Source organism: Agrococcus beijingensis, from assembly GCF_030758955.1.
GTDB lineage: Bacteria > Actinomycetota > Actinomycetes > Actinomycetales > Microbacteriaceae > Agrococcus > Agrococcus beijingensis.
In genome coordinates, this window is the sequence record NZ_CP132360.1 from 2,104,116 (window position 1) to 2,123,071 (window position 18,956).

General features: G+C 71.4%; 24 protein-coding genes. 12 read left to right on the forward strand and 12 right to left on the reverse strand.

The window, feature by feature from the left end:
- Positions 1-36: 36 nt before the first annotated feature.
- Positions 37-372, reverse strand: a complete 336-nt coding sequence (locus tag Q9250_RS10215) for a hypothetical protein (RefSeq protein WP_306231804.1) — start codon at positions 370-372, stop codon at positions 37-39.
- A 34-nt stretch (positions 373-406) separates the two neighbouring features.
- Here Q9250_RS10215 and Q9250_RS10220 point away from each other — a divergent pair, with 34 nt between their 5' ends.
- Positions 407-1,375 carry an o-succinylbenzoate synthase gene (locus Q9250_RS10220; protein ID WP_306231805.1) on the forward strand — a complete coding sequence of 323 codons (969 nt, stop codon included), beginning with the start codon at positions 407-409 and terminating at the stop codon, positions 1,373-1,375.
- A gap of 72 nt (positions 1,376-1,447) precedes the next feature.
- Here Q9250_RS10220 and ccsB read toward each other — a convergent pair whose 3' ends face one another.
- Genes ccsB through Q9250_RS10245 form a run of 5 tightly spaced genes read right to left on the reverse strand, consistent with a single transcriptional unit; the run spans position 1,448 to position 6,128 of the window.
- The gene (ccsB, locus tag Q9250_RS10225; protein WP_306233980.1) at positions 1,448-2,347 is read right to left on the reverse strand and encodes a c-type cytochrome biogenesis protein CcsB; all 900 of its coding nucleotides are present in this window, start codon (positions 2,345-2,347) and stop codon (positions 1,448-1,450) included.
- Between the two features lie 47 nt (positions 2,348-2,394).
- Positions 2,395-4,119: a cytochrome c biogenesis protein ResB gene (resB, locus tag Q9250_RS10230; RefSeq protein WP_306231806.1), complete on the reverse strand. Its 1,725-nt coding sequence runs from the start codon at positions 4,117-4,119 to the stop codon at positions 2,395-2,397.
- Positions 4,103-4,891, reverse strand: coding sequence for a cytochrome c biogenesis CcdA family protein (locus tag Q9250_RS10235; protein WP_422665040.1), 789 nt, complete (start codon positions 4,889-4,891; stop codon positions 4,103-4,105). Before Q9250_RS10235 ends, resB begins: the two co-directional genes overlap by 17 nt.
- Entirely contained in the window at positions 4,888-5,475 is a 588-nt protein-coding gene (locus tag Q9250_RS10240) for a TlpA family protein disulfide reductase (protein WP_306231807.1), read from the reverse strand. The genes Q9250_RS10235 and Q9250_RS10240 overlap by 4 nt, the downstream gene beginning before the upstream one ends.
- Positions 5,475-6,128 (reverse strand): histidine phosphatase family protein, encoded by a 654-nt coding sequence (locus tag Q9250_RS10245; protein WP_306231808.1) that lies wholly within the window; start codon positions 6,126-6,128, stop codon positions 5,475-5,477. The genes Q9250_RS10240 and Q9250_RS10245 overlap by 1 nt, the downstream gene beginning before the upstream one ends.
- A gap of 105 nt (positions 6,129-6,233) precedes the next feature.
- Here Q9250_RS10245 and Q9250_RS10250 point away from each other — a divergent pair, with 105 nt between their 5' ends.
- A complete protein-coding gene (locus Q9250_RS10250; RefSeq protein ID WP_306231809.1) occupies positions 6,234-6,515 on the forward strand; it encodes a hypothetical protein in 282 nt (93 codons plus the stop codon).
- 10 nt (positions 6,516-6,525) lie between these two features.
- Entirely contained in the window at positions 6,526-7,833 is a 1,308-nt protein-coding gene (gene aspS, locus Q9250_RS10255) for an aspartate--tRNA(Asn) ligase (protein ID WP_306231810.1), read from the forward strand.
- 48 nt (positions 7,834-7,881) lie between these two features.
- On the opposite strand, the gene Q9250_RS10260 is transcribed toward aspS, so the two are convergent.
- From Q9250_RS10260 to Q9250_RS10270, 3 genes are all read right to left on the reverse strand, one after another.
- Complete coding sequence (locus Q9250_RS10260) at positions 7,882-8,136, reverse strand: glutaredoxin family protein (RefSeq protein ID WP_306231811.1); 255 nt, start codon at positions 8,134-8,136, stop codon at positions 7,882-7,884.
- Positions 8,137-8,214: 78 nt separating this feature from the next.
- Complete coding sequence (locus Q9250_RS10265; protein ID WP_021011861.1) at positions 8,215-8,313, reverse strand: 30S ribosomal protein bS22; 99 nt, start codon at positions 8,311-8,313, stop codon at positions 8,215-8,217.
- Positions 8,314-8,443: 130 nt separating this feature from the next.
- On the reverse strand, positions 8,444-9,112 hold the full coding sequence (locus Q9250_RS10270; RefSeq protein ID WP_306231812.1) for a metalloregulator ArsR/SmtB family transcription factor: 669 nt from the start codon (positions 9,110-9,112) through the stop codon (positions 8,444-8,446).
- 129 nt (positions 9,113-9,241) lie between these two features.
- Here Q9250_RS10270 and Q9250_RS10275 point away from each other — a divergent pair, with 129 nt between their 5' ends.
- Genes Q9250_RS10275 through Q9250_RS10290 form a run of 4 tightly spaced genes read left to right on the forward strand, consistent with a single transcriptional unit; the run spans position 9,242 to position 12,314 of the window.
- A complete protein-coding gene (locus Q9250_RS10275) occupies positions 9,242-10,672 on the forward strand; it encodes a TrkH family potassium uptake protein (RefSeq protein WP_306231813.1) in 1,431 nt (476 codons plus the stop codon).
- Positions 10,665-11,336, forward strand: a complete 672-nt coding sequence (locus tag Q9250_RS10280) for a potassium channel family protein (RefSeq protein WP_306231814.1) — start codon at positions 10,665-10,667, stop codon at positions 11,334-11,336. Before Q9250_RS10275 ends, Q9250_RS10280 begins: the two co-directional genes overlap by 8 nt.
- On the forward strand, positions 11,333-11,722 hold the full coding sequence (locus Q9250_RS10285; RefSeq protein ID WP_306231815.1) for a YchJ family protein: 390 nt from the start codon (positions 11,333-11,335) through the stop codon (positions 11,720-11,722). The genes Q9250_RS10280 and Q9250_RS10285 overlap by 4 nt, the downstream gene beginning before the upstream one ends.
- 1 nt (position 11,723) lies before the next feature.
- Positions 11,724-12,314 (forward strand): hypothetical protein, encoded by a 591-nt coding sequence (locus Q9250_RS10290; RefSeq protein ID WP_306231816.1) that lies wholly within the window; start codon positions 11,724-11,726, stop codon positions 12,312-12,314.
- Between the two features lie 18 nt (positions 12,315-12,332).
- Here the strand turns inward: Q9250_RS10290 and proC are convergent, their stop codons facing one another.
- Complete coding sequence (gene proC / locus Q9250_RS10295; RefSeq protein ID WP_306231817.1) at positions 12,333-13,157, reverse strand: pyrroline-5-carboxylate reductase; 825 nt, start codon at positions 13,155-13,157, stop codon at positions 12,333-12,335.
- Positions 13,158-13,208: 51 nt separating this feature from the next.
- Here proC and Q9250_RS10300 point away from each other — a divergent pair, with 51 nt between their 5' ends.
- Both Q9250_RS10300 and Q9250_RS10305 read left to right on the forward strand, forming a co-directional pair.
- Positions 13,209-14,174: a cation diffusion facilitator family transporter gene (locus Q9250_RS10300; protein WP_306231818.1), complete on the forward strand. Its 966-nt coding sequence runs from the start codon at positions 13,209-13,211 to the stop codon at positions 14,172-14,174.
- A gap of 31 nt (positions 14,175-14,205) precedes the next feature.
- Positions 14,206-14,622: a hypothetical protein gene (locus tag Q9250_RS10305; protein ID WP_306231819.1), complete on the forward strand. Its 417-nt coding sequence runs from the start codon at positions 14,206-14,208 to the stop codon at positions 14,620-14,622.
- Between the two features lie 289 nt (positions 14,623-14,911).
- Here the strand turns inward: Q9250_RS10305 and tadA are convergent, their stop codons facing one another.
- Positions 14,912-15,373, reverse strand: a complete 462-nt coding sequence (gene tadA, locus Q9250_RS10310; RefSeq protein WP_306231820.1) for a tRNA adenosine(34) deaminase TadA — start codon at positions 15,371-15,373, stop codon at positions 14,912-14,914.
- A gap of 54 nt (positions 15,374-15,427) precedes the next feature.
- On the opposite strand from tadA, the gene upp reads away from it, so the two are divergent.
- A complete protein-coding gene (upp, locus tag Q9250_RS10315; RefSeq protein ID WP_306231821.1) occupies positions 15,428-16,066 on the forward strand; it encodes a uracil phosphoribosyltransferase in 639 nt (212 codons plus the stop codon).
- A gap of 384 nt (positions 16,067-16,450) precedes the next feature.
- Positions 16,451-17,170 carry a winged helix-turn-helix domain-containing protein gene (locus Q9250_RS10320; protein ID WP_306231822.1) on the forward strand — a complete coding sequence of 240 codons (720 nt, stop codon included), beginning with the start codon at positions 16,451-16,453 and terminating at the stop codon, positions 17,168-17,170.
- A gap of 227 nt (positions 17,171-17,397) precedes the next feature.
- Here the strand turns inward: Q9250_RS10320 and Q9250_RS10325 are convergent, their stop codons facing one another.
- Positions 17,398-18,156, reverse strand: coding sequence for an alpha/beta fold hydrolase (locus tag Q9250_RS10325; protein WP_306231823.1), 759 nt, complete (start codon positions 18,154-18,156; stop codon positions 17,398-17,400).
- Between the two features lie 36 nt (positions 18,157-18,192).
- On the opposite strand from Q9250_RS10325, the gene Q9250_RS10330 reads away from it, so the two are divergent.
- The gene (locus Q9250_RS10330; protein WP_306231824.1) at positions 18,193-18,882 is read left to right on the forward strand and encodes a type 1 glutamine amidotransferase; all 690 of its coding nucleotides are present in this window, start codon (positions 18,193-18,195) and stop codon (positions 18,880-18,882) included.
- The last annotated feature ends 74 nt before the right edge of the window (positions 18,883-18,956 follow it).

Genomic DNA, 18,956 nt, shown 5'->3' on the forward strand with positions numbered 1-18,956 from the left:
CAAGGATGCCACCGCATCCGCCCCGCTCCTTCCGGACTACTGGAGCAGCCCGAGCGCGAACCCGATGATGAGGAAGACGACCGGGTTCGAGATGACCAGCATCGCGCCCGTGATCGCCGCCATCGTGACGTTCGCGGTGCCGCGCTTCGCGAACGCGGTGATCGCGAAGGCCAGGCCCAGCAGCGTGAAGACGCCCCAGACGGGCAGCATCCAGACGACCAGGCCGTCGAGGTCGACGTAGGCGATGCCCATGCACAGCAGCAGCATCGCGCCGCACAGCACGGCCGCGACCAGCGCGAGGATGCCCCACGTCGGATTGCGGCGGCGGTCGCGCGCCTGGCGCGTCTCGATCACCCAGGGCAGCTCGGTCACCCGACGATTGTGGCAGGCGTGCGAGCATGGGCGCGTGGACCTCGCCTACGAGCGGCTCGCTGACCGCATGCACGTCGTGTCGCTGCCGCTGACCACGAGGTTCCGCGGCGTCTCGCACCGCGAGATCGCACTGTTCTCGGGGCCGGCGGGCTGGGGCGAGTGGAGCCCCTTCCTGGAGTACGAGCCGGTCGAGGCCGCGCGCTGGCTGCGGGCCGCACTCGAGGACGCCGAGCTCGAGCGCCCGACGCCGGTGCGGGATCGGGTGCCGGTGAACGCGACGCTGCCGGCCGTCGCGCCGGCCTCGGTCGCCGGCGTGCTCGCGCGCTACGACGGCTGCCGCACCGTGAAGGTGAAGGTGGCCGAGCGCGGGCAGCTGCTCGCCGACGACGTCGCGCGGGTCGCCGAGGTGCGGTCGCTGCTGCCCGACGTGCGGATCCGCGTCGACGCGAACGGCGGCTGGACGGTCGACGAGGCCGAGACCGCCGTGCGGGCGCTCGAGCGCTTCGACCTCGAGTACGTCGAGCAGCCGTGCGCGACGGTGCCCGAGCTGGCCGAGCTGCGCATGCGCGTGCACCGGCTCGCGATCCCGATCGCCGCCGACGAGTCGGTGCGCAAGGCCGACGACCCGCTGCTGGTCGCCCGCGCGGGCGCCGCCGACCTGCTGGTCGTGAAGGCGCAGCCGCTCGGCGGCGTGCGCGCGGCGCTCGCGATCGTCGCCGAGGCCGGGCTGCCCGCGGTGGTCTCGTCAGCGCTCGACTCGTCGGTCGGGCTGTCGCTGGGCGCCGCCCTCGCCGCCGCGCTGCCGTCGCTGCCCTACGACTGCGGGCTCGGCACCGGGGCGCTGCTGGCCGCCGATGTCGCCGAGCCGCTCGTGCCGGTCGGCGGCTCGATCCCGGTCGCGCGCGTCACGCCCGACCCCGAGCTGCTGCGTCGCCACGCGGCCTCCCCCGAGCGCACCGCGCACTGGCGCGCCCGTCTGGCCGCCGCCCTCCCCCACCTCTGACCTCAACGTGCCAGGTGCGGGGCAGGCGCGAATATCGCGTCATCGCAGCACCTGGCACGTTGAGTTGAGGGGTCAGAGGCCGCTGTAGGCGTGCAGGCCCTTGAAGAAGAGGTTCACGACCGTGAAGTTGAAGATCACGGCGGCGAAGCCGACCAGCTGCAGCCACGCCGAGCGGGTGCCGCGCCAGCCGCGCGTCGCCCGCGCGTGGATGTAGCCCGCGTAGATCACCCAGATGACGAAGGTCCAGACCTCCTTGGTGTCCCACCCCCAGTAGCGGCCCCACGCGTGCTCGGCCCAGACGGCGCCGGCGATGAGCGTGAAGGTCCAGGCGATGAAGCCGATCACGCCGACGCGGTAGGCGAGGTCTTCGAGCTGCACGGTCGAAGGCACCGAGCGCAGGAACGCGTTCGAGCGCCGCTCCTTGATGAGCTGCAGGATGCTGAGGCCCGACCCGAGCGCGAACAGCCCCGTGCCGAGCGTCGCCACGAACACGTGGATCACCAGCCACGGCGACTGCAGCCCGGGCTGCAGGGGCGCGATGCTGACATAGAAGTTGACGGTCGCGGCGCCGAGGAAGACGGTCGCGAGACCCGTGATGAAGACGCCCAGGAAGTTCATGTCGCGCCACAGCCGCGACACCAGGAAGACGCCCACGATCATCGCGACACCGGTCAGCGCGAACTCGTACATGTTCGCCCACGGCACCCGCTCGGCCGCGATGCCGCGCAGCACCACGCCCACGACGTGGAGCGCCCAGGCGAGCACGGTCAGCGCGAAGCCGATGCGGGCCCCGCGTCCGGGCGGCGCGACGACGGATGCGTCCGCCCGCTCGGGCGCATCGGTGACGGCGGGTGCACCGACGGGAGCGCCGGCGCCCACCAGCTCGCGCGCGGCCGCCGGCACGGCCTTCGCCGCCGAGCGGCGCGCCACGTCGACCGCGTAGGCGATGAACGCGATCGTGTAGACCGCCATCGCCGAGTAGACCAGCAGCAGCGAGTAGGAGTCGAGTTCGGGGGGAGTCACCTGTCGATCGTACTCTCGCGCTCGTTCGCGCCCATAGCCGGCCGGTGCTCCGCGGGCGCGTCGTCAGCGTCACTCGCGGTGCCCGCCGCGGCACCAGCGGCGGCCGCCGCATCGCTCGTCGCGGCACCGTCAGCGCCCGACCCCGCGCCGCCGCGCGCCTCGGCGACCCGCGTCGCGAGGTCGTCGACCGCGCGCTCGAGCGCGGGGTCCTCGCCGCGCGCGAGGCCCGCGAGCTCGAGCCGCCCGCCGGCGACCGCCTTCACCCACATGCGCCGGCGCGGGATCAGCAGCGACGCCAGCAGCGACAGGAACAGCACGATCGTGATCCACAGCACCGGCGTCTGCGTGTAGTCGAGATGCACCTCGATGACGCCGTAGCGGCGCACGTCCTCGAAGGTGATCGTGCCCAGCCCGCCGGGGATCTCGATGCTGTCGCCGACGAACATCGTGAGCGATTCCGCGCCGGAGTCGCCCCCGGCGATCTGCGTCATCTCGTCGGTCTCGAGCGCGTACACCGAGCGCGGGATGCCCGCGTCGAGGCCGAGGTCGCCGGTGAACGCCTGCAGCGACAGCACCGGGTTGGCGAGGTCGGGGTAGGCCGACGCGAGCGCCCCCGTCTCGAGCGCCGCAGCCGTCGGGTAGAAGAAGCCGCGCAGGCCGACCTGCTCATCGAGGCCGTCTGGCAGCTTGATCACGCCGAGGCTCGTGTACAGGTCGTCCTGCGCGAGGAACGGCGTGTACTCGTCGTAGACGACCTGCCCTGCCGCGTCGCGCACCGAGATGCGCGGGGCGTAGCCGTTCGAGATCAGGTAGAGGTCGGAGCCGGCGACGCGCAGCGGCTGGTTGACCTTGATCTGCGCCGGCCGCTGCTGACCGTCCTCGGTGACGGTGACGGACGCCGTGAAGTCGATGGGCGTGCCGGCGGCCTGCGGGTTCTCGGTCTCGTAGACCACATCGAGGTCGTCGAGCTGCACCGCGAAGGGCGCGACGGTCGCGTCGTCGAACCACTGCCCCGCCGAGAACGAGTCGTAGCTCGACAGCGTGTTCGCGAACCCGCGCCCCTCGACCACCAGCCGCTGCCCGTTGTAGCCGAAGCCCGAGCCGAGCCCGATGACGAGCAGCAGCGCCAGCATCGAGATGTGGAACAGCAGGTTGCCGGTCTCGCGCAGGTAGCCGCGCTCGGCCGAGATCGAGTCGCCGTAGCGGGTGGTGCGGTAGCCCAGCCGCCGCAGCACGCCGTTCGCGGCATCGAGGTCGGATGCGTCGCCGGCGACGGTCTGGAACCCCACGAGCCGAGACAGGCGCGCCGGGGTGCGCGGCGGGAGCGCCCGCATGGCGCGCCAGTGGTGGACGAGGCGCGGGATGACGCATCCGACCAGTGACGTGAACAGCAGCAGGTAGATCGCCGAGAACCAGGGGCTCGAGTAGACGTCGTGGAGCGAGAGCGCGTCGTAGAGCCACACGAGCTCGGGGTTGTCGGCGCGCACCTGGATGACGCCGTTGGGGTCGGAGGAGTTCTGCGGCACGAGGCTGCCGGGGATCGCCGCGACGGCGAGCAGCAGCAGCAGCACGATGGCGGTGCGCATCGAGGTGAGCTGCCGCCACATGAAGCGCGCCCAGCCGCGCACGCCGAGGATGGGCCCGTTGCCGGAGCCCTCCGGCGAGTGCGACTCGATGTGGTCGCTCGGCCGCAGCGGGTCGGCGTCAGATGATCGTGACAAAGGAGGCGATCCAACCCTGGAGCGACTGCATGATGGCGTTCCATGCACCGGTGACCATCAGCACGCCGATGGCGATGAGCATCGCGCCGCCGGCGATGTTGATGGCGCGGATGTGGCGGCGCATCCACGCGACGGCCCCGCCGGCCCAGCCGAGGCCGAGCGCGATGAGCAGGAAGGGGATGCCGAGGCCGAGCGCGTAGGCGAGTCCGAGCACGGCGCCCTGGCCTGCCGAGCCGGTGGTGACGGTGAGCGCGCTGATGGCGGCGAGCGTGGGGCCCGAGCAGGGGGTCCAGCCGAGCGCGAACACGACGCCGACGACGGGCGCGGTCCACATGCCGCCCGACTTGACCTGCTGCGGCTTCCAGATGCGCTGCATGAACGAGAACTGGCCGACGAACACGAGCCCCAGCACGATCAGCAGGCCGCCGAGGATGCGCACCAGCAGGTCGCTGTACTGCAGCAGGAACGAGCTGATGCCGCCGACCAGCGCGCTGCCGAGCACGAACACGAGCGTGAACCCGGCGATGAAGAGCCCGACGCCCGCGATCATGCGGCGACGGCTGCCGTCGGGGCCGACGAGCGAGCCGACGAGTCCCAGGTAGCCGGGCACGAGCGGCAGGATGCACGGGCTCGCGAACGAGATGAGACCGGCGAGCAGCGCGATCGGCACCGACACGAGCAGCTGGCCGCTGAGCACCGCGCCGGCCGGGTCGAACCCGGCCGCGGCGGTCGACGAGATGGCGGATGCGGTCGGCAGCAGGGCAGTGATCACCGCTCCAGCTCCTCCCGCAGCAGCGTGGCGAGGATCGAGGTGTCGGTCACGGCGCCGGAGACGCGCGCGGCGACACGGCCCTCCTTGTCGAGGACGATCGTCGAGGGCACCGCGTTCGGGGCGACGATGCCGGTGAAGGCGAGCTGCGCCTGCGCGGTCTCATCGTCGAGCAGCGACGGGTACTCGATCGAAAACTGCTCCTCGAAGGCGTTCGCCTGGGCGGCGCCGTCGCGGGTGTTCACGCCCAGGAAGTCGACCTCGTCGCCGAACTCGGCGTACAGCTCGGCGAGCACCGGCGCCTCGATCCGGCAGGGCGGGCAGGCGGCGTACCAGAAGTTCACCAGCGTCACGCCGTCGAGGTCGGCGGAGTCGAACTCCCCGCCGTCGGCGAGCGGCCCGGCGAAGGCGCCGGGCGCCTGGCGCGCTTCGGGGGCGATCTCGGTGATGATGCCGTCGCCCGAGATGTAGCCGGCGTCGCCGACCTGCCCGGCGATGCCGTCGGTGCTGGAGCAGCCCACGAGCGCGAGCGCAGCGAGTGCGGCCGCCACCAGACGCATCCGCCCGCCGCTCTTGAGGCCGCGCATCAGACTGCTCCCGCGTCGATGGCGGCGACCGAGGCCGCCGGCTCGACGTAGTCGATCTCGGTGAAGCGGCCGTCGACGCGCGCGAACGAGGTGATCGACGAGAGCTGGCAGCGGCGCTTGCGCGGGTCGTGCCAGAGTCGCTTGCCGGCCAGGTGCAGGTGCGCCATCCAGATCGGCGACTGGTGGCTGACCATCACGATGTCGCCGTCGTCGCCCGACTCGTCGAGCTCGTCCCAGGCGTCCTCCATCGCGGCGACCATGCGCTGCGCGATCGCCTGGTAGGGCTCGCCCCAGGAGGGGCGGAACGGGTCGCGCAGCAGCGGCCAGGACGAGGGGTGCCGCAGCGCGCCGCTCGCCTCGAAGGTCTTGCCCTCGAACGAGTTGGTGGGCTCGATGATGCGGTGCTCGGTGCGGATGTCGAGGTCGAACGCGTCGGCGAAGGGCTGCGCCGACTGCCGGGCCCGCTCGAGCGGGCGGGCCGCGAGCCGCACGACCTGGCGGGCGATCGAGCCGGAGGCGAGGTGGTCGGCGGCGAGCTGCGCCATGCGGGCGCCGCGCTCCGAGAGCACGAAGCCGGGCATGCGGCCGTAGAGCACGCGTCCCGGGTTGTCGACCTCGCCATGGCGCACGAGATGGAGGCGGCGAGCAGGCATGGGGACCATCGTACCTGCGTCCGCCATTGGCCGAGGATGCCCGCGAGCCTCCGCCGCGACCCCTGCACCGAGCCGGCCGCCGCCGTCGCGCGAGACAATGGCACGGTGCCGCTCCTCTTCCCGCTCGTGCTCGCGCTGGTCATCGCCGCGGGCGCCTGCCTGCTCTGGATCTGGGCGCGCTCGATCGCGCGCCGCCCGTACGGCGGCCCGGTCGCCTCGCTCGTGGTGGTGATCGCGGCGGTGGGCGTGTGGCTGCTGATCGCGTCGGACGGGGCGGATGCGTCGGTGCCGGCCGCGGCGGGATGGGCGGCGCTGGGCGGTTCCGCCCTGGTGCTGGTGGGCGGCTGGATCGCGCTGGCGAAGCTGACGGATCAGCGCGAAAGGTAGGATCGAGCCCGTGACTCAGCGGACTCTCATCAACGACCTTGCAGCGCTCCCCGACGGCCCCGTGAAGGTGCAGGGCTGGGTCGAGACGGTGCGCGACCAGAAGCGCGTGCAGTTCGTGATCCTGCGCGACGAGTCCGGCTCCGCCCAGCTGGTGAACCCGGTGAACGAGGAGACGGCCGAGACGGCCGGGAAGATCTCGGCCCTCATGCACGGCTCGTTCGTCACGGTCGAGGGCGACCTGAAGGCCGATGAGCGCGTCAAGCTCGGCGGCCTCGAGGTGAAGGTGCGCTCGCTGACCGTCGAGTCGGTCGCGAAGGACTCCCCCATCGCCGACGACTCGTCGATCGACAAGCGCCTCGACTGGCGCTTCCTCGACCTGCGCCGCCCCGAGGCGCAGCTGATCTTCCGCGTGCAGACCACGATCGAGCACGCGCTGCGCCAGCACTGGATCGACGAGGGCTTCATCGAGCTGCACACGCCGAAGCTGATGGCGACGGCTTCCGAGTCGCGCGCCGAGCTCTTCGAGGTGCCCTACTTCGAGACCACCGCCTACCTCGCGCAGTCGCCGCAGCTGTTCAAGCAGATGGCCCAGTCGGCCGGCTTCGGCAAGATCTTCGAGATCGCGCCCGCCTTCCGCGCCGACCCGTCGTTCACGAGCCGCCACGCGACCGAGTTCACGTCGATCGACTCCGAGATCTCCTGGATCGACTCGCACGAGGACGTCATGCAGCTGCACGAGACGCTGCTCGCCAAGGCCGTCGCCGCCGTCGTCGAGAAGCACGGCGCCGCGATCCAGGAGCACTTCGGCGTCGAGGTGCAGGTGCCCGCACTGCCGTTCCCGCGCATCCCCCACGCCGAGGTGAAGCAGATCGTCGAGGCCCGCGGCCACACGATCGAGCGCACCGACGGCGACCTCGACCCCGAGGCGGAGCGCCAGATCTCGGCGCACGTCAAGGAGACGATGGGCCACGACTTCGTGTTCGTCACCGACTTCCCGTCGAGCGTGCGGCCGTTCTACCACCTGCGCCCCGAGGGCGACGGCTCGATCACGAACTCCTACGACCTGATCTACAACGGCGTCGAGATCTCCACCGGCGCGCAGCGCGAGCACCGCGCCGAGGTGCTCGAGGCCCAGATCGTCGAGAAGGGCATGAACCCGGCGGAGCTCGAGGAGTACCTCGACTTCTTCCGCTACGGCGTGCCCCCGCACGGCGGCTTCGGCATGGGCCTGGCCCGCCTCGTCATGCTGATGCTCGGCCTCGGCTCGATCCGCGAGACCACGTTCCTCTTCCGCGGCCCGACGCGCCTGACGCCGTAGGCGCATCCGCCCCTTGAGCACTCGCGTCCGGATCGAGGACGCGGACGCTCAGCTGGCGGCGAGCCGCGCCCGGATGCGGTCGGCGAGCTTCGCGGGGTCGACCCGCCACGCGCTGTGCTGGCGACCGTCGATCAGCACGACCGGGATGTCGTCGCTGTAGAGCTCGGCCAGCCTCGCGTCGTCGAGGATCGAGCGCTCCTCGAGCGTGACGCCGTCGAAGCCGGCGACGACTCGCTCGACGATCGGCCGGGCGTCGTCGCAGAGGTGGCACCCGGGCTTCGTGATGAGCGTGATCTCGACCATGCGATCAGCCTAGGCGGCGGCAGGAACGGGCAGAGGCCGGAGACCCGCATCGCGGGCTCCGGCCTCTGCTGCAACCGATTACTTGCGGTTGCGACGCTGGTGGCGGGTCTTGCGAAGCAGCTTGCGGTGCTTCTTCTTCGCCATGCGCTTGCGGCGCTTCTTGACCACAGAACCCATAGAGGTTCCTCACTTCCGGTAGGGATTGCTCGCTGACGCTGCACGACCTCGAGGTTCGCGCAGGGAAAACGCTCTCGACATCTTACCGGATCGCGGCAACGCTCCGCTCGCGGCTTCGCCGAGGCGGCGGTCAGTCGAGCTGGGCGTCGTCGTCGTCGCGCGCGGGGCGCTCGTCGTCGTCGTCGCGCTTGCGCAGCTTGCCCTTCGCGCCGTCGAGCCGGGTCGCGGTCCGCGACGAGATGTCCTGCAGCCGCTCCTGCACCTCGTGGATGCGGTCCCGGGCCTCCTGCACGCGCTCCTGCACGTCGTGCACGCGGTTCGCCGCGCGCCGGCCCAGCGACGCGCCGACCGGCGCCGGGTGCTCGACGGTCTCCGAGACGCGCGCGAGCGCCTGCTCGGTGGCGATGCGTGCCTGCTCGGCGGCCTGGCGCGCCTGATCGGCGGCCGCGCGCAGCGGCGCCTGCACGTTGACTCCCGCCCAAGCGGCGAACGCGGCGGCGCCGAGCGACGACTCGTCCTGGTCGCCGTCGGCGAAGATGAACGGCATCAGCCAGTCGTCGATCTGGTCGAACGGCGACAGCACGATCGCGTAGAAGCGGTGCTGCCCGTCTTCCCGCACGGTCACCAGCCCCGCGTCGCGCAGCGTGCGGAGATGCTTCGAGACGGTGGGCTGCGGCACGCCGAGTGCCTCGACGATCTGGCTGACGCTCGCCTCCCCCGTCGAGGCACGACGATCCAGCAGCACGCTGAGGATGTCGCGTCGCGTGTTGTCCGCGATGACGGTGAAGATGTCGGCCATGTCGAAAGCATGCCAGCGCACGGCACGGCGCGACAAACTCCCGGTCGACGACCCTCCCGGCCGACGGGACTACGCTGGCTCCGTTCTACGCCGCTCTGCGGCGCATCGATCCCGCGAAGGGCACAGCACGTGGCGGAGCAGCGGACGTCGAGCGAGACGACGCTCTTCGGGCGATGGCGCGACGCCGTCGACCACTTCGCCGGCGCCTACCCGGCCCGCTTCGCGATCGTCGTCTTCGCGAGCCTGAACATCCTGTTCGCGGTGCTGCTGGCAACCCCCTGGGCGACCGCGAGCGGCGAGGCGACCGGTCCGGTCGACGCCTTCTTCCAGGCGGTGAGCGTCGTCTGCGTCACGGGGTTGACGGTCGTCGACATGGCCACGCACTGGAGCCCGTTCGGCAACGCCGTCGTCATGATCGGCGTCGAGGTGGGCGGCATCGGCGTGCTGACGCTCGCGTCGATCCTCGGCATGACCGTCTCGCGCCGCCTCGGCCTGCGCCAGCGGCTGATGGCCGCGAGCGACTCGAACCCCTCGCGCGTGCGCCGCGGCGTCGTGAAGGAGGCGCAGGCGATCCGGCTCGGCGAGGTCGGGGCCCTGCTGCGCACCGTCGCGCTGTCCGTGCTCATCTTCGAGGCCGCGCTCGTGGTGCTGCTGTACCCGCGCATCCTGCTGGAGGGCCGCAACCCGCTCGAGGCCCTCTACGAGTCGACGTACTGGGCGATCATGGCGTTCACCAACTCGGGCTTCGTCCCGACGGTCGACGGGCTGGAGCCCTACGCCACCGATCCGTGGTTCCTCATCGTGCTGATGCTGGGCGTCTTCATCGGCTCGCTGGGCTTCCCCGTGTACTTCGTGCTGCTGCGCCACCTGGGCCGGCCGCGCAACTGGTCGCTGCACGTCAAGCTGACCATCTCGGTCTCGCTGATGCTGTTCCTCGCCGGCGGCCTCGTCTTCCTGGTGCTCGAGTGGGGCAACCCGGATTCATGGGGCACCGACGACTTCGGGCAGCAGGTGCTGCACGCGTTCTTCCTGTCGTCGATGGCGCGCTCGGGCGGCTTCGCCGTGAACGACCTGGGCCTGCTCCACAACTCCAGCCTGCTCGTGACCGACATGCTGATGTTCGTCGGCGGCGGCTCCGCGTCGACGGCGGGCGGCATCAAGGTGACGACCCTCGCGATCCTGTTCCTCGCCGCGTTCGCGGAGGCGCGCGGTCGCAAGTCGATGGAGGCGTTCGGGCGCCGGATCCCCTCCGACGTGCTGCGCCTCGCCGTGTCGGTGACCCTGTGGAGCGCCACGATCGTGGCGCTCGTCACGATCATGCTGCTCGAGATCACCGGCGCCCCGCTGTCGTTCGTGCTCTTCGACGTCATCAGCGCGTTCGCCACCGTCGGGCTCTCCACCGGCTTCACGCACGCCGGCCTCGAGGACTCCGCCAAGATCATCCTGGCGCTGACGATGTTCGTCGGGCGCATTGGTAGTGTGACGCTCGCCGCGGCGCTGGCAGCGAGCCAGACGACGCAGCTGTTCACGCGCCCCGAGGAGAGGCCGATCGTTGGTTGACAGGATCCCCCACGACGCTCCGGTGCTCGTGATCGGCCTGGGCCGCTTCGGCGCAGCGACTGCCGGGCAGCTCGCCCGCCTCGACCGCGAGGTGCTCGCCATCGACGGCGACATCAACCTCGTGCAGAAGTGGTCGGAGCGCCTCACGCACACCGTGCAGGCCGACGCCCGCTCGATCGACGCGCTCAAGCAGGTGGGCGCGCAGGACTTCGCGATCGCCGTCTGCGCCGTCGGCTCGTCGATCGAGGCCTCGGTGCTGATCGTCGCCAACCTCGTCGACCTCGGCATCCCGCAGATCTGGGCGAAGGCGATCAGCCAGTCGCACGGCAAGATCCTCAGCCGCATCGGCGCCAACCACGTCATCTACCCCGAGGCCGAGGCCGGCGAGCGCGTCGCCCACCTGGTGTCGGGCCGGATGCTCGACTACATCCAGTTCGACGACCGGTTCGCGATCGTGAAGATGTACCCGCCGAAGCACATCCGCGGCATCACGCTCGCCGAGTCGAAGGTGCGCTCGAAGTACCACCTGACGGTCGTCGGCGTGAAGAGCCCGGGCGGCAGCTTCACGTACGCGACGCCCGAGACCGTCGTGTCGAACCACGACCTGATCATCGTCTCGGGCAACCAGGACGACATCGAGCGCTTCGCCGGTCTCACCGCGTGACGCTCGACGACGCGAAGCGCTGCCCCTGCGGCACGGGCCTCACCTACGGCGAGTGCTGCGCGCCCATCCATCGCGGCGAGCGCGAGGCGGCCACGGCCGAGGCGCTGATGCGCTCGCGCTTCACCGCCTTCGCCAGCGGCGAGGTCGACTGGCTGCTCGCCTCCTGGCACCCCACGACACGGCCCCGATCCCTCGAGCTCGACCCGGGCATCCGCTGGCTTCGCCTCGATGTGCTCGGCGCCACCGCAGGCGGCCCCTTCGACCGTGAGGGCACCGTGTCGTTCGAGGCGCACTGGGTCGCCGACGGTGCGCGCGGCTCGATGCGGGAGCTCAGCCGCTTCCGCCGCGACCACGGCTGGCAGTACGTCGACGGGCAGGCGCTCTGACATGGACGGCGTCGGAGCCGGCGACCCGCGGGCCTGGCGCGTCGAGGGCGGCGAGACCCTGGTGCTCCGCGGCCGCGCGCGTCCGTGGGTGTGGGTGCTGCTCGGGTGCGCGGCGTTCACGGTCGCCGGCGTCGCGATGATCGTCGGCCCGCTCTCAGACCTGCCGTTCGGCTCGAGTCGTCGCGACAGCCTCTTCACCGTCATCATGGGCGCCGTCGCGGTGCTGTTCTTCGGCGTCGCGGGCGGCGGGGCGGCGCTGCACGGGCTCATCCACCACCGGCGCGCGCTCGTCATCGATCGGGCCGGCCTGCGCAACCAGGGCGGGCAGCTGGTGCCCTGGTACGAGGTGCACGGCGTGCTCCTCGTCCCCGCCGGCCGGGAGCAGCAGCTGCAGGTGATGCTGCGGCTCGGCCCGGCAGGCGAGCGCGCGTGGCTCACCGGCGTCGCCCCCGTGGCGCGGTGGCTGCAGCGCCTCAATCGCGCCGGCATGCCGGTGCCCACCCTGGCCGACGGCGATCCGCACGCGCTGTGGGAGCTGCTCGGGCACCTGAGCCTACGGCTCGGCCGAGACGCGCGGCACGGCTGGCGCTGAGCGCCTGCGATTCCGGCGTCAGCCCGCGGCGAGCTCGCGAGCGCGGGCGAGCGCGGCAGCGGTCGCGCGGTCGAAGACCTCGCCGAGCTGCGCCTCCTGCAGCACCGCCACCGCGCGCTCGGTCGTGCCCTTGGGGCTCGTGACCCGGCGCCGCAGCTCGGCGGGCTCCGAGCCGTCGGCGGCGAGCAGCTCGCTCGCGCCCCGGAACGTGCCCTGCACCATCGTGGCCGCCTGCGATGCCGTGAAGCCCATCCGCTCTGCCGTCTTCGTGAGCTCCTCGATGAGCAGGAACACGTAGGCCGGGCCCGAGCCCGAGACGGTCGAGAGCGCGTCGATCTGCGACTCGTCGAGCACCAGCACCTCGCCCACCGCCTCGAACATGCGCGCCACCAGCGCCACGTCGGCCTCCGAGGCGCGGCTGCCGCCGGCGACCCCGGTGACGCCCAGGCCGACGTGCGACGGGGTGTTCGGCATCGCCCGCACGACGGCGACGGATGCGGGCAGTGCGGCCTCGATGGACGCCGTCGTCGTGCCCGCGGCGATCGAGACGACCACCGCATCCGCCTCGAGATGCGGGGCGATCTGCTGCGCGAGCTCGACGATGCCGGCGGGCTTCACGCCCAGCACCACCAGCTTCGCGCCCGCGACGGCGCGTGCGTTGCCGCCCGGCTCCTCGGCCAGGGCGATCGACTCGACGCCCTCGAGGTCGATCGCGGCCGCCTTCTCGACGCTGCGATTGGTGACGACGATGCGCTCTGCGCCCTGGCGAGCGAGCCCCGTGAGGATCGCGCCGCCCATGGAGCCGACGCCGAGCATGGCGATGGGAGGAAGGAGTTCAGGCATCCGGCCAGGGTAGTCGGCTGGCCTTCGCACGGCGCGCGTAGACTCCCGCCCGTGAGCGCATCCCACGGTACGAAGGCAGTCGTCGCGGCATTCCTGGCGAACTCCGGCATCGCCGTCACGAAGTTCATCGCCTGGTTCTTCTCGGGCTCGGCATCGATGCTCGCCGAGGCGATCCACTCGGTCGCCGACGCCGGCAATCAGCTGCTGCTGCTGCTGCTCGGCGGCAGGCTCGCCAAGAAGCAGGCGACGCCCGACCACCCCTTCGGCTACGGGCGCGAGCGCTACGTCTGGGCATTCATCGTTGCGCTCGTGCTCTTCTCGGTCGGCGGCCTGTTCTCGATCTCGGAGGGCATCGCCAAGATCCAGGAGCCGCACGAGCTCGAGATCATCTGGCTGCCCCTGGTCGTGCTGAGCATCGCGATCGTGCTCGAGAGCTTCTCGTTCCGCACCGCCATCAAGGAGGCCAACCAGGTGCGCGGCAACGCCGGATGGTGGGCGTTCATCCGCAAGTCGAAGAGCCCCGAGCTGCCCGTCATCCTGCTCGAAGACCTGGCGGCGCTCGTCGGCCTGGTGCTCGCCTTCATCGCCGTGGGCCTCACCGCGCTGACCGGCAACCCGCTCTTCGACGCGATCGGCACGCTCTGCATCGGCGTGCTGCTGATCGCCGTCGCCGCGATCCTGGCGGTCGAGATGAAGTCGCTGCTGATCGGCGAGGGCGCGACCCGCGAGGACTCGACGAGGATCGCCGCCGTGCTGAACGCCAACAAGGGCGTCGAGTCGGTCATCCACATGAAGACGCTGTACCTCGGCCCCGACGAGCTGATGGTGGCGGCGAAGGTGGCCTTCCCGCCGCACGCCGACATCCACCACATCGCGACCACGATCAACGAGCTCGAATCGCAGCTGCGCAACGAGGTGCCGCACGCGCGGGTCATCTACATCGAGCCCGACCTCTACCTCGAGCAGCCCGAGATCGCGCCGTCGACCGACCACATCGTCATCCAGTCCGGCAACTGAGCCACGAGCCCTGGCTGTGTAGACTGTCTACATGGACTTCCTGCACTCGCTCCTCGTCGCGGCCCACCTGATCGGCGCTTCGCTGCTGATCGGCACCTTCTTCCTGCAGATGCGCGCGAAGTCGGGCTTCAACTTCACGATGCTGCTGACGGGCGCCTCGATCCAGCTGGTGTCGGGCATCGCGCTCTACGGCCTGGCCATCGCCGACGGCGACGCCAACCACATGAAGCTCGGCATCAAGAGCCTCATCGCGATCGTCGTGTTCGTCGCCTCGCTCATCGGGTTCCTGCGGCACCGCGCCGTGCACGCCGAGAAGGCGCGCCTCACCGCGGGCGGCGCCGTGACGGTCGGCAACGTCGAGGTGACCGAGCCTCGCCTCAAGCCCTTCTTCCACATCGCCGGCGGGCTGGCAGTGCTCAACCTGCTGATCGCGGTGTTCTGGAACTAGCCCGATGGGCTGGCTCGAGGTCGTCGCCCTCGTCGCCATCCTCGGCACGGCCGCGTCGGTCGTCGCGCTGGGCCCTCGCATCTGGCGCAGCGAGTCGTCCCGCAGGGCGCGTCGGCTCGGCGGGATGGGCGTGATCGACGAGATCTACCGCCCGCACGCCTTCGAGCAGCGCATCGTCGAGGAGCAGCGGCAGGAGGCCGGCGACTCGGTCGACAGCCTGGAGCCGAAGGACCCCCCGGCGCCTCGCGTCCTGACTGCCGCTCGGCGGCCGGCGGTCAGCCGCCGCGGATCAGCGGCGGGCGGCGAAGAAGGCCCGCAGCTGCGCCTCGGCCTCGGCGGCGAGCACGCCCGACACCACCTCGACGCGGTGCGGCAGCCGACGCTCCCGCAGCAGGTCGACCACCGAGCCCGCCGCGCCCGCCTTGTCGTCCCAGGCGCCGAACACCACGCGCTCGACCCGGCTGGCGAGGATCGCGCCCGCGCACATGACGCAGGGCTCGAGCGTGACGACCAGCGCGCATCCGTCGAGCCGCCACGATCCCAGCGCCGCCGCGGCCTCGCGCAGCGCGACGACCTCCGCGTGCGCCGTCGGATCGTGTCGCAGCTCGCGCTCGTTGCGGCCCCGCCCGATGACGGTGCCGGATGCGTCCACCACGACCGCGCCGACGGGCACGTCGGCAGAGTCGAGGGCCGCCGCCGCCTCGTCGAGCGCGAGGCGCATGAGCGCCTCGTCGCGTGCCGCAGCCAGCATCCGCCCTCCCGGCCGGGGCGGCAGAGCCGCTCTGCGCCCACTAGCCTGAACCCTATGCGAGTCCACGTCGCCGATCATCCGCTCATCACGCACAAGCTGACCGTGCTGCGCGACGAGCGCACCCCGTCGCCCACCTTCCGCTCGCTGGTGGGCGAGCTGATGACGCTGCTCGCCTACGAGGGCACGCGCAACGTGCGCGTCACGCCGAAGGAGATCACCACGCCGGTGACGGTGACCACCGGCGTCGAGATCGCCGAGCCGCGACCGCTGGTGGTGCCGATCCTGCGGGCGGGCCTGGGCATGCTCGAGGGCATGACGGCACTGGTGCCGACGGCCGAGGTCGGCTTCCTCGGCATGGCGCGCAACGAGGAGACCCTCGAGCCCTACACCTACGCCGAGCGGCTGCCCGACGACCTCTCCGATCGCCAGTGCTTCGTGCTCGACCCGATGCTCGCCACCGGCGGCTCGCTCTCGGCCGCGATGCAGTTCCTCTTCGCGCGCGGGGCCGTCGACGTCACCGCCATCTGCCTGCTGGGCACGCCCGAGGGCCTCGAGCGGGTCGAGCGCGACATGGCCGGCCACGACGTGACGATCGTGCTGGGCGCGCTCGACGAGGGCCTGAACGAGCACGGCTTCATCGTGCCCGGGCTCGGCGACGCGGGCGACCGGCTGTATGGCACCGTCGGCGACTGAGGCCGCCGCGCTGTCACAATCCGTCACATTCGCCGACTGCGTCGTTTGACACCGCACGGCATCAGCGGCGATACTGGCAGACATGACGACCACCTCTGCCCTCCCGACCGTCTTCACGGCCGATGGGACGAACGGCATGATGATGCCGATGGTCGACATGCTTCGAATGTGTGCTTGAGCGCAGCTCGCACCGTCCGACCGCTCCCCTGAGGAGTCGCTGACGCTTCGGCGTCGCACTCCGGCTTGAGCAGCCCTGTGGGCATCCCCACGGAGCGGTCCACCGAACCAACGCGGTTCGCACACGACACCTCGACTCATCAGGTCGACGGCCACTCATCGCCCCTTCTCGGGCGGCCGTCGATCGCACCGCCGAAAGGCCACCCCATGACCATCACCGCTCTCCGCCCCTCGCTCTCCACCCGCCGCCCCTCGTTCGAGGCGCCGGTCACCAGCGGCAGCTCCGCGGTCGCACCGAAGCGGGCGACGGCGCCCGAGCCGGCCCCGCGCATCCGCCCCGTGCCCGATGGCACCGAGGCCCGCGGCTTCGTGCTCTACGTCGGGCTCGGCGAGGACGCCGCCGCCGCCGACCACATCGAGCTGGCCCGCCTCGTCGGCGAGCTGCGCGCGCTCACCTCGCGGCTCGCCCCCAGCGCCCAGACCCACGCCGCGGTGGCGCTCGCCCCCTCGGGCGCCGGCGGTCGCGACGTCGACGTGGTGCGCCGCGCGCTCGGCGACCCGGCAGTGCAGCAGCCCGCGGTCGAGACCGAGCCCGGCATCGTCATCGACCTGACGCGCAAGCGCGTCGCGATCGGCGACGACATCGCCCCGCTCACCTACCGCGAGTTCGAGCTGCTGCAGCACATCGTGCTGCGCGAGGGCTCGACCGTCGACCGCTGCGCCATCATCGACGCGCTCTGGGACGCCGACGCCGCCGACCGCCCGAACGAGCGCACCATCGACGTGCACGTGCGCCGGCTGCGCTCGAAGCTGGGCGCCTACGCCGAGATCATCCGCACGGTGCGCGGCGCGGGCTACCGCTTCGACCGGCACGCCGACGTGACGGTGCTGGCGACGGCCACCGGCCCGAGCCCCGACCGCTTCTGAGACCGGCAGCCACAGGCGATTCTCAGGGTCTGCAGGGTCCGCTCGTTACCGATCCGTTATACGTTCTTCGTACGTCGACCGTAGTGCTGTGGCGGTCGGCGGGGGGCTTCGAGCCTCACATGGTGCAAGGGACTGGGGCCGGTCGGGAGAACCCGATCGGCCCTGCATCGTCTCGGCCCTGCATCGTCTCGGCCCTGCGTCGCCCCGACGCCGAGTCGCTGACCCGTTCAGCCGAGCTGCTCGGCGAGGAAGGCGGATGCGGTGCGCCGGAAGTGCCCGGAGGTCGGCGCGTTCACGTGGTTGCGCCCGGGGATCTCCTCGAAGCGGCCGTCGGGCAGCATCGGCAGGAGCTCGCGTGTGTCGTCGGCACGGCGATCCTTGTCGCCGGTCATGAGCAGCGTGGGCATCTGCGGCGGCGCCACCGACGGGTCGAACAGCGTGTGCGAGACCTCGCCCGCGAGCGTCACGAGCGTCGCCGGGTCGTGCTCGGGGAAGATGCCGGCCAGATCGACGATGAACGACTCCATCGGGCCGGGCTCGGCGTCGCCCTGCAGTGCGCGGTGCGCGAGGTCGACGTCGAAGCGCTGGAAGGGGTCGCCCGCCGGCAGCCCACCCAGCACGAGCGCTCGGAATGCGTTCGGCCGCGTGCCCGCGTGACGCCAGAGCAGCCGCGCACCCATCGAGTACCCGATGGCGCCGGGCGGCTCGTCGAGGCCGAGCTGCACCAGCACGGCGTCGACGTCGTCGAGGAACCGCGGCACGTCGTAGCCGGTCGACGGCCGGTCGCTGTCGCCGTGTCCGCGGAGGTCCATGGCGATGCCCCGCAGGCCCCGCTCGGCCAGCGACTCGCTCCAGTGGCTGTCGATCCAGTTGCGCTGCGCGTTCGACGAGAAGCCATGGATCATCAGCACCGGCTGGCCCCCGGGATCGCCCAGCTCGTGGATGCCGATGCGTACGCCGTCGGAAGCCATCGCGAAGACCGTCATACACCTAGGCTAGCGACGAGAGAGAAGGGCCCAGACTTGGCGCGTTCCGTCCTGTTCATCAAGCACATCGAGTACGAGACGGGCGGCCACGCCACCACGCTGCTGTCGCATCTGCCGACGCGCGAGGCCGTCTTCCCGACCGAGCTCCCGTCGCTCGACGAGATCGCCGGTGTGGTGATCACGGGCGGCCAGATGAGCGCTGCTGACGTCGAGGCGTTCCCGTCGCTGCAGCTGACCGCCGATCTGGCGCTGCGGGCGATCGACGCCGAGATCCCGGTGCTCGGGCTCTGCCTCGGCCACCAGATCATCGGCCGGGCGCTGGGCGGGGAGCACCGCGAGGGCGCGGTCGACTCAGCAGGCATCATCGACATCGACGTGATCGTGCCCGACCCGTGGCTGGGCGACCACGTCGGCCGGGTCGGGGCGATGCGCTGGAACTCCGACGTCGTCTCGCTGCCGCCCGGCGCGACGCTGCTGGCGCGCAGCGCCGACATCGACAACGACGCGTTCCGCTACGGCTCGGCGGTGGGCATGCAGTTCCACCTCGAGGCCGACGACCGCGTCATGCGGCTGTGGGACTCGCTGGCCTCCCCGACGCTGTCAGCGCTGCGCGGGGCGGATGCAGTGGCCGACTGGCGTCGGCACCTCACCACCGACCCCACCCTGCTGGGCATCGTCGAGCGCGGCTTCGGCGCCTTCGCGGAGGAGTGCGCTTCGCGACTCTAGAGTGGAGGCCCTTTCGGGCCTCCTCGTCGCGCCAGCGCCGAGGCCCGTCCCGGGCCGAGGTCCCGCTGCGACTC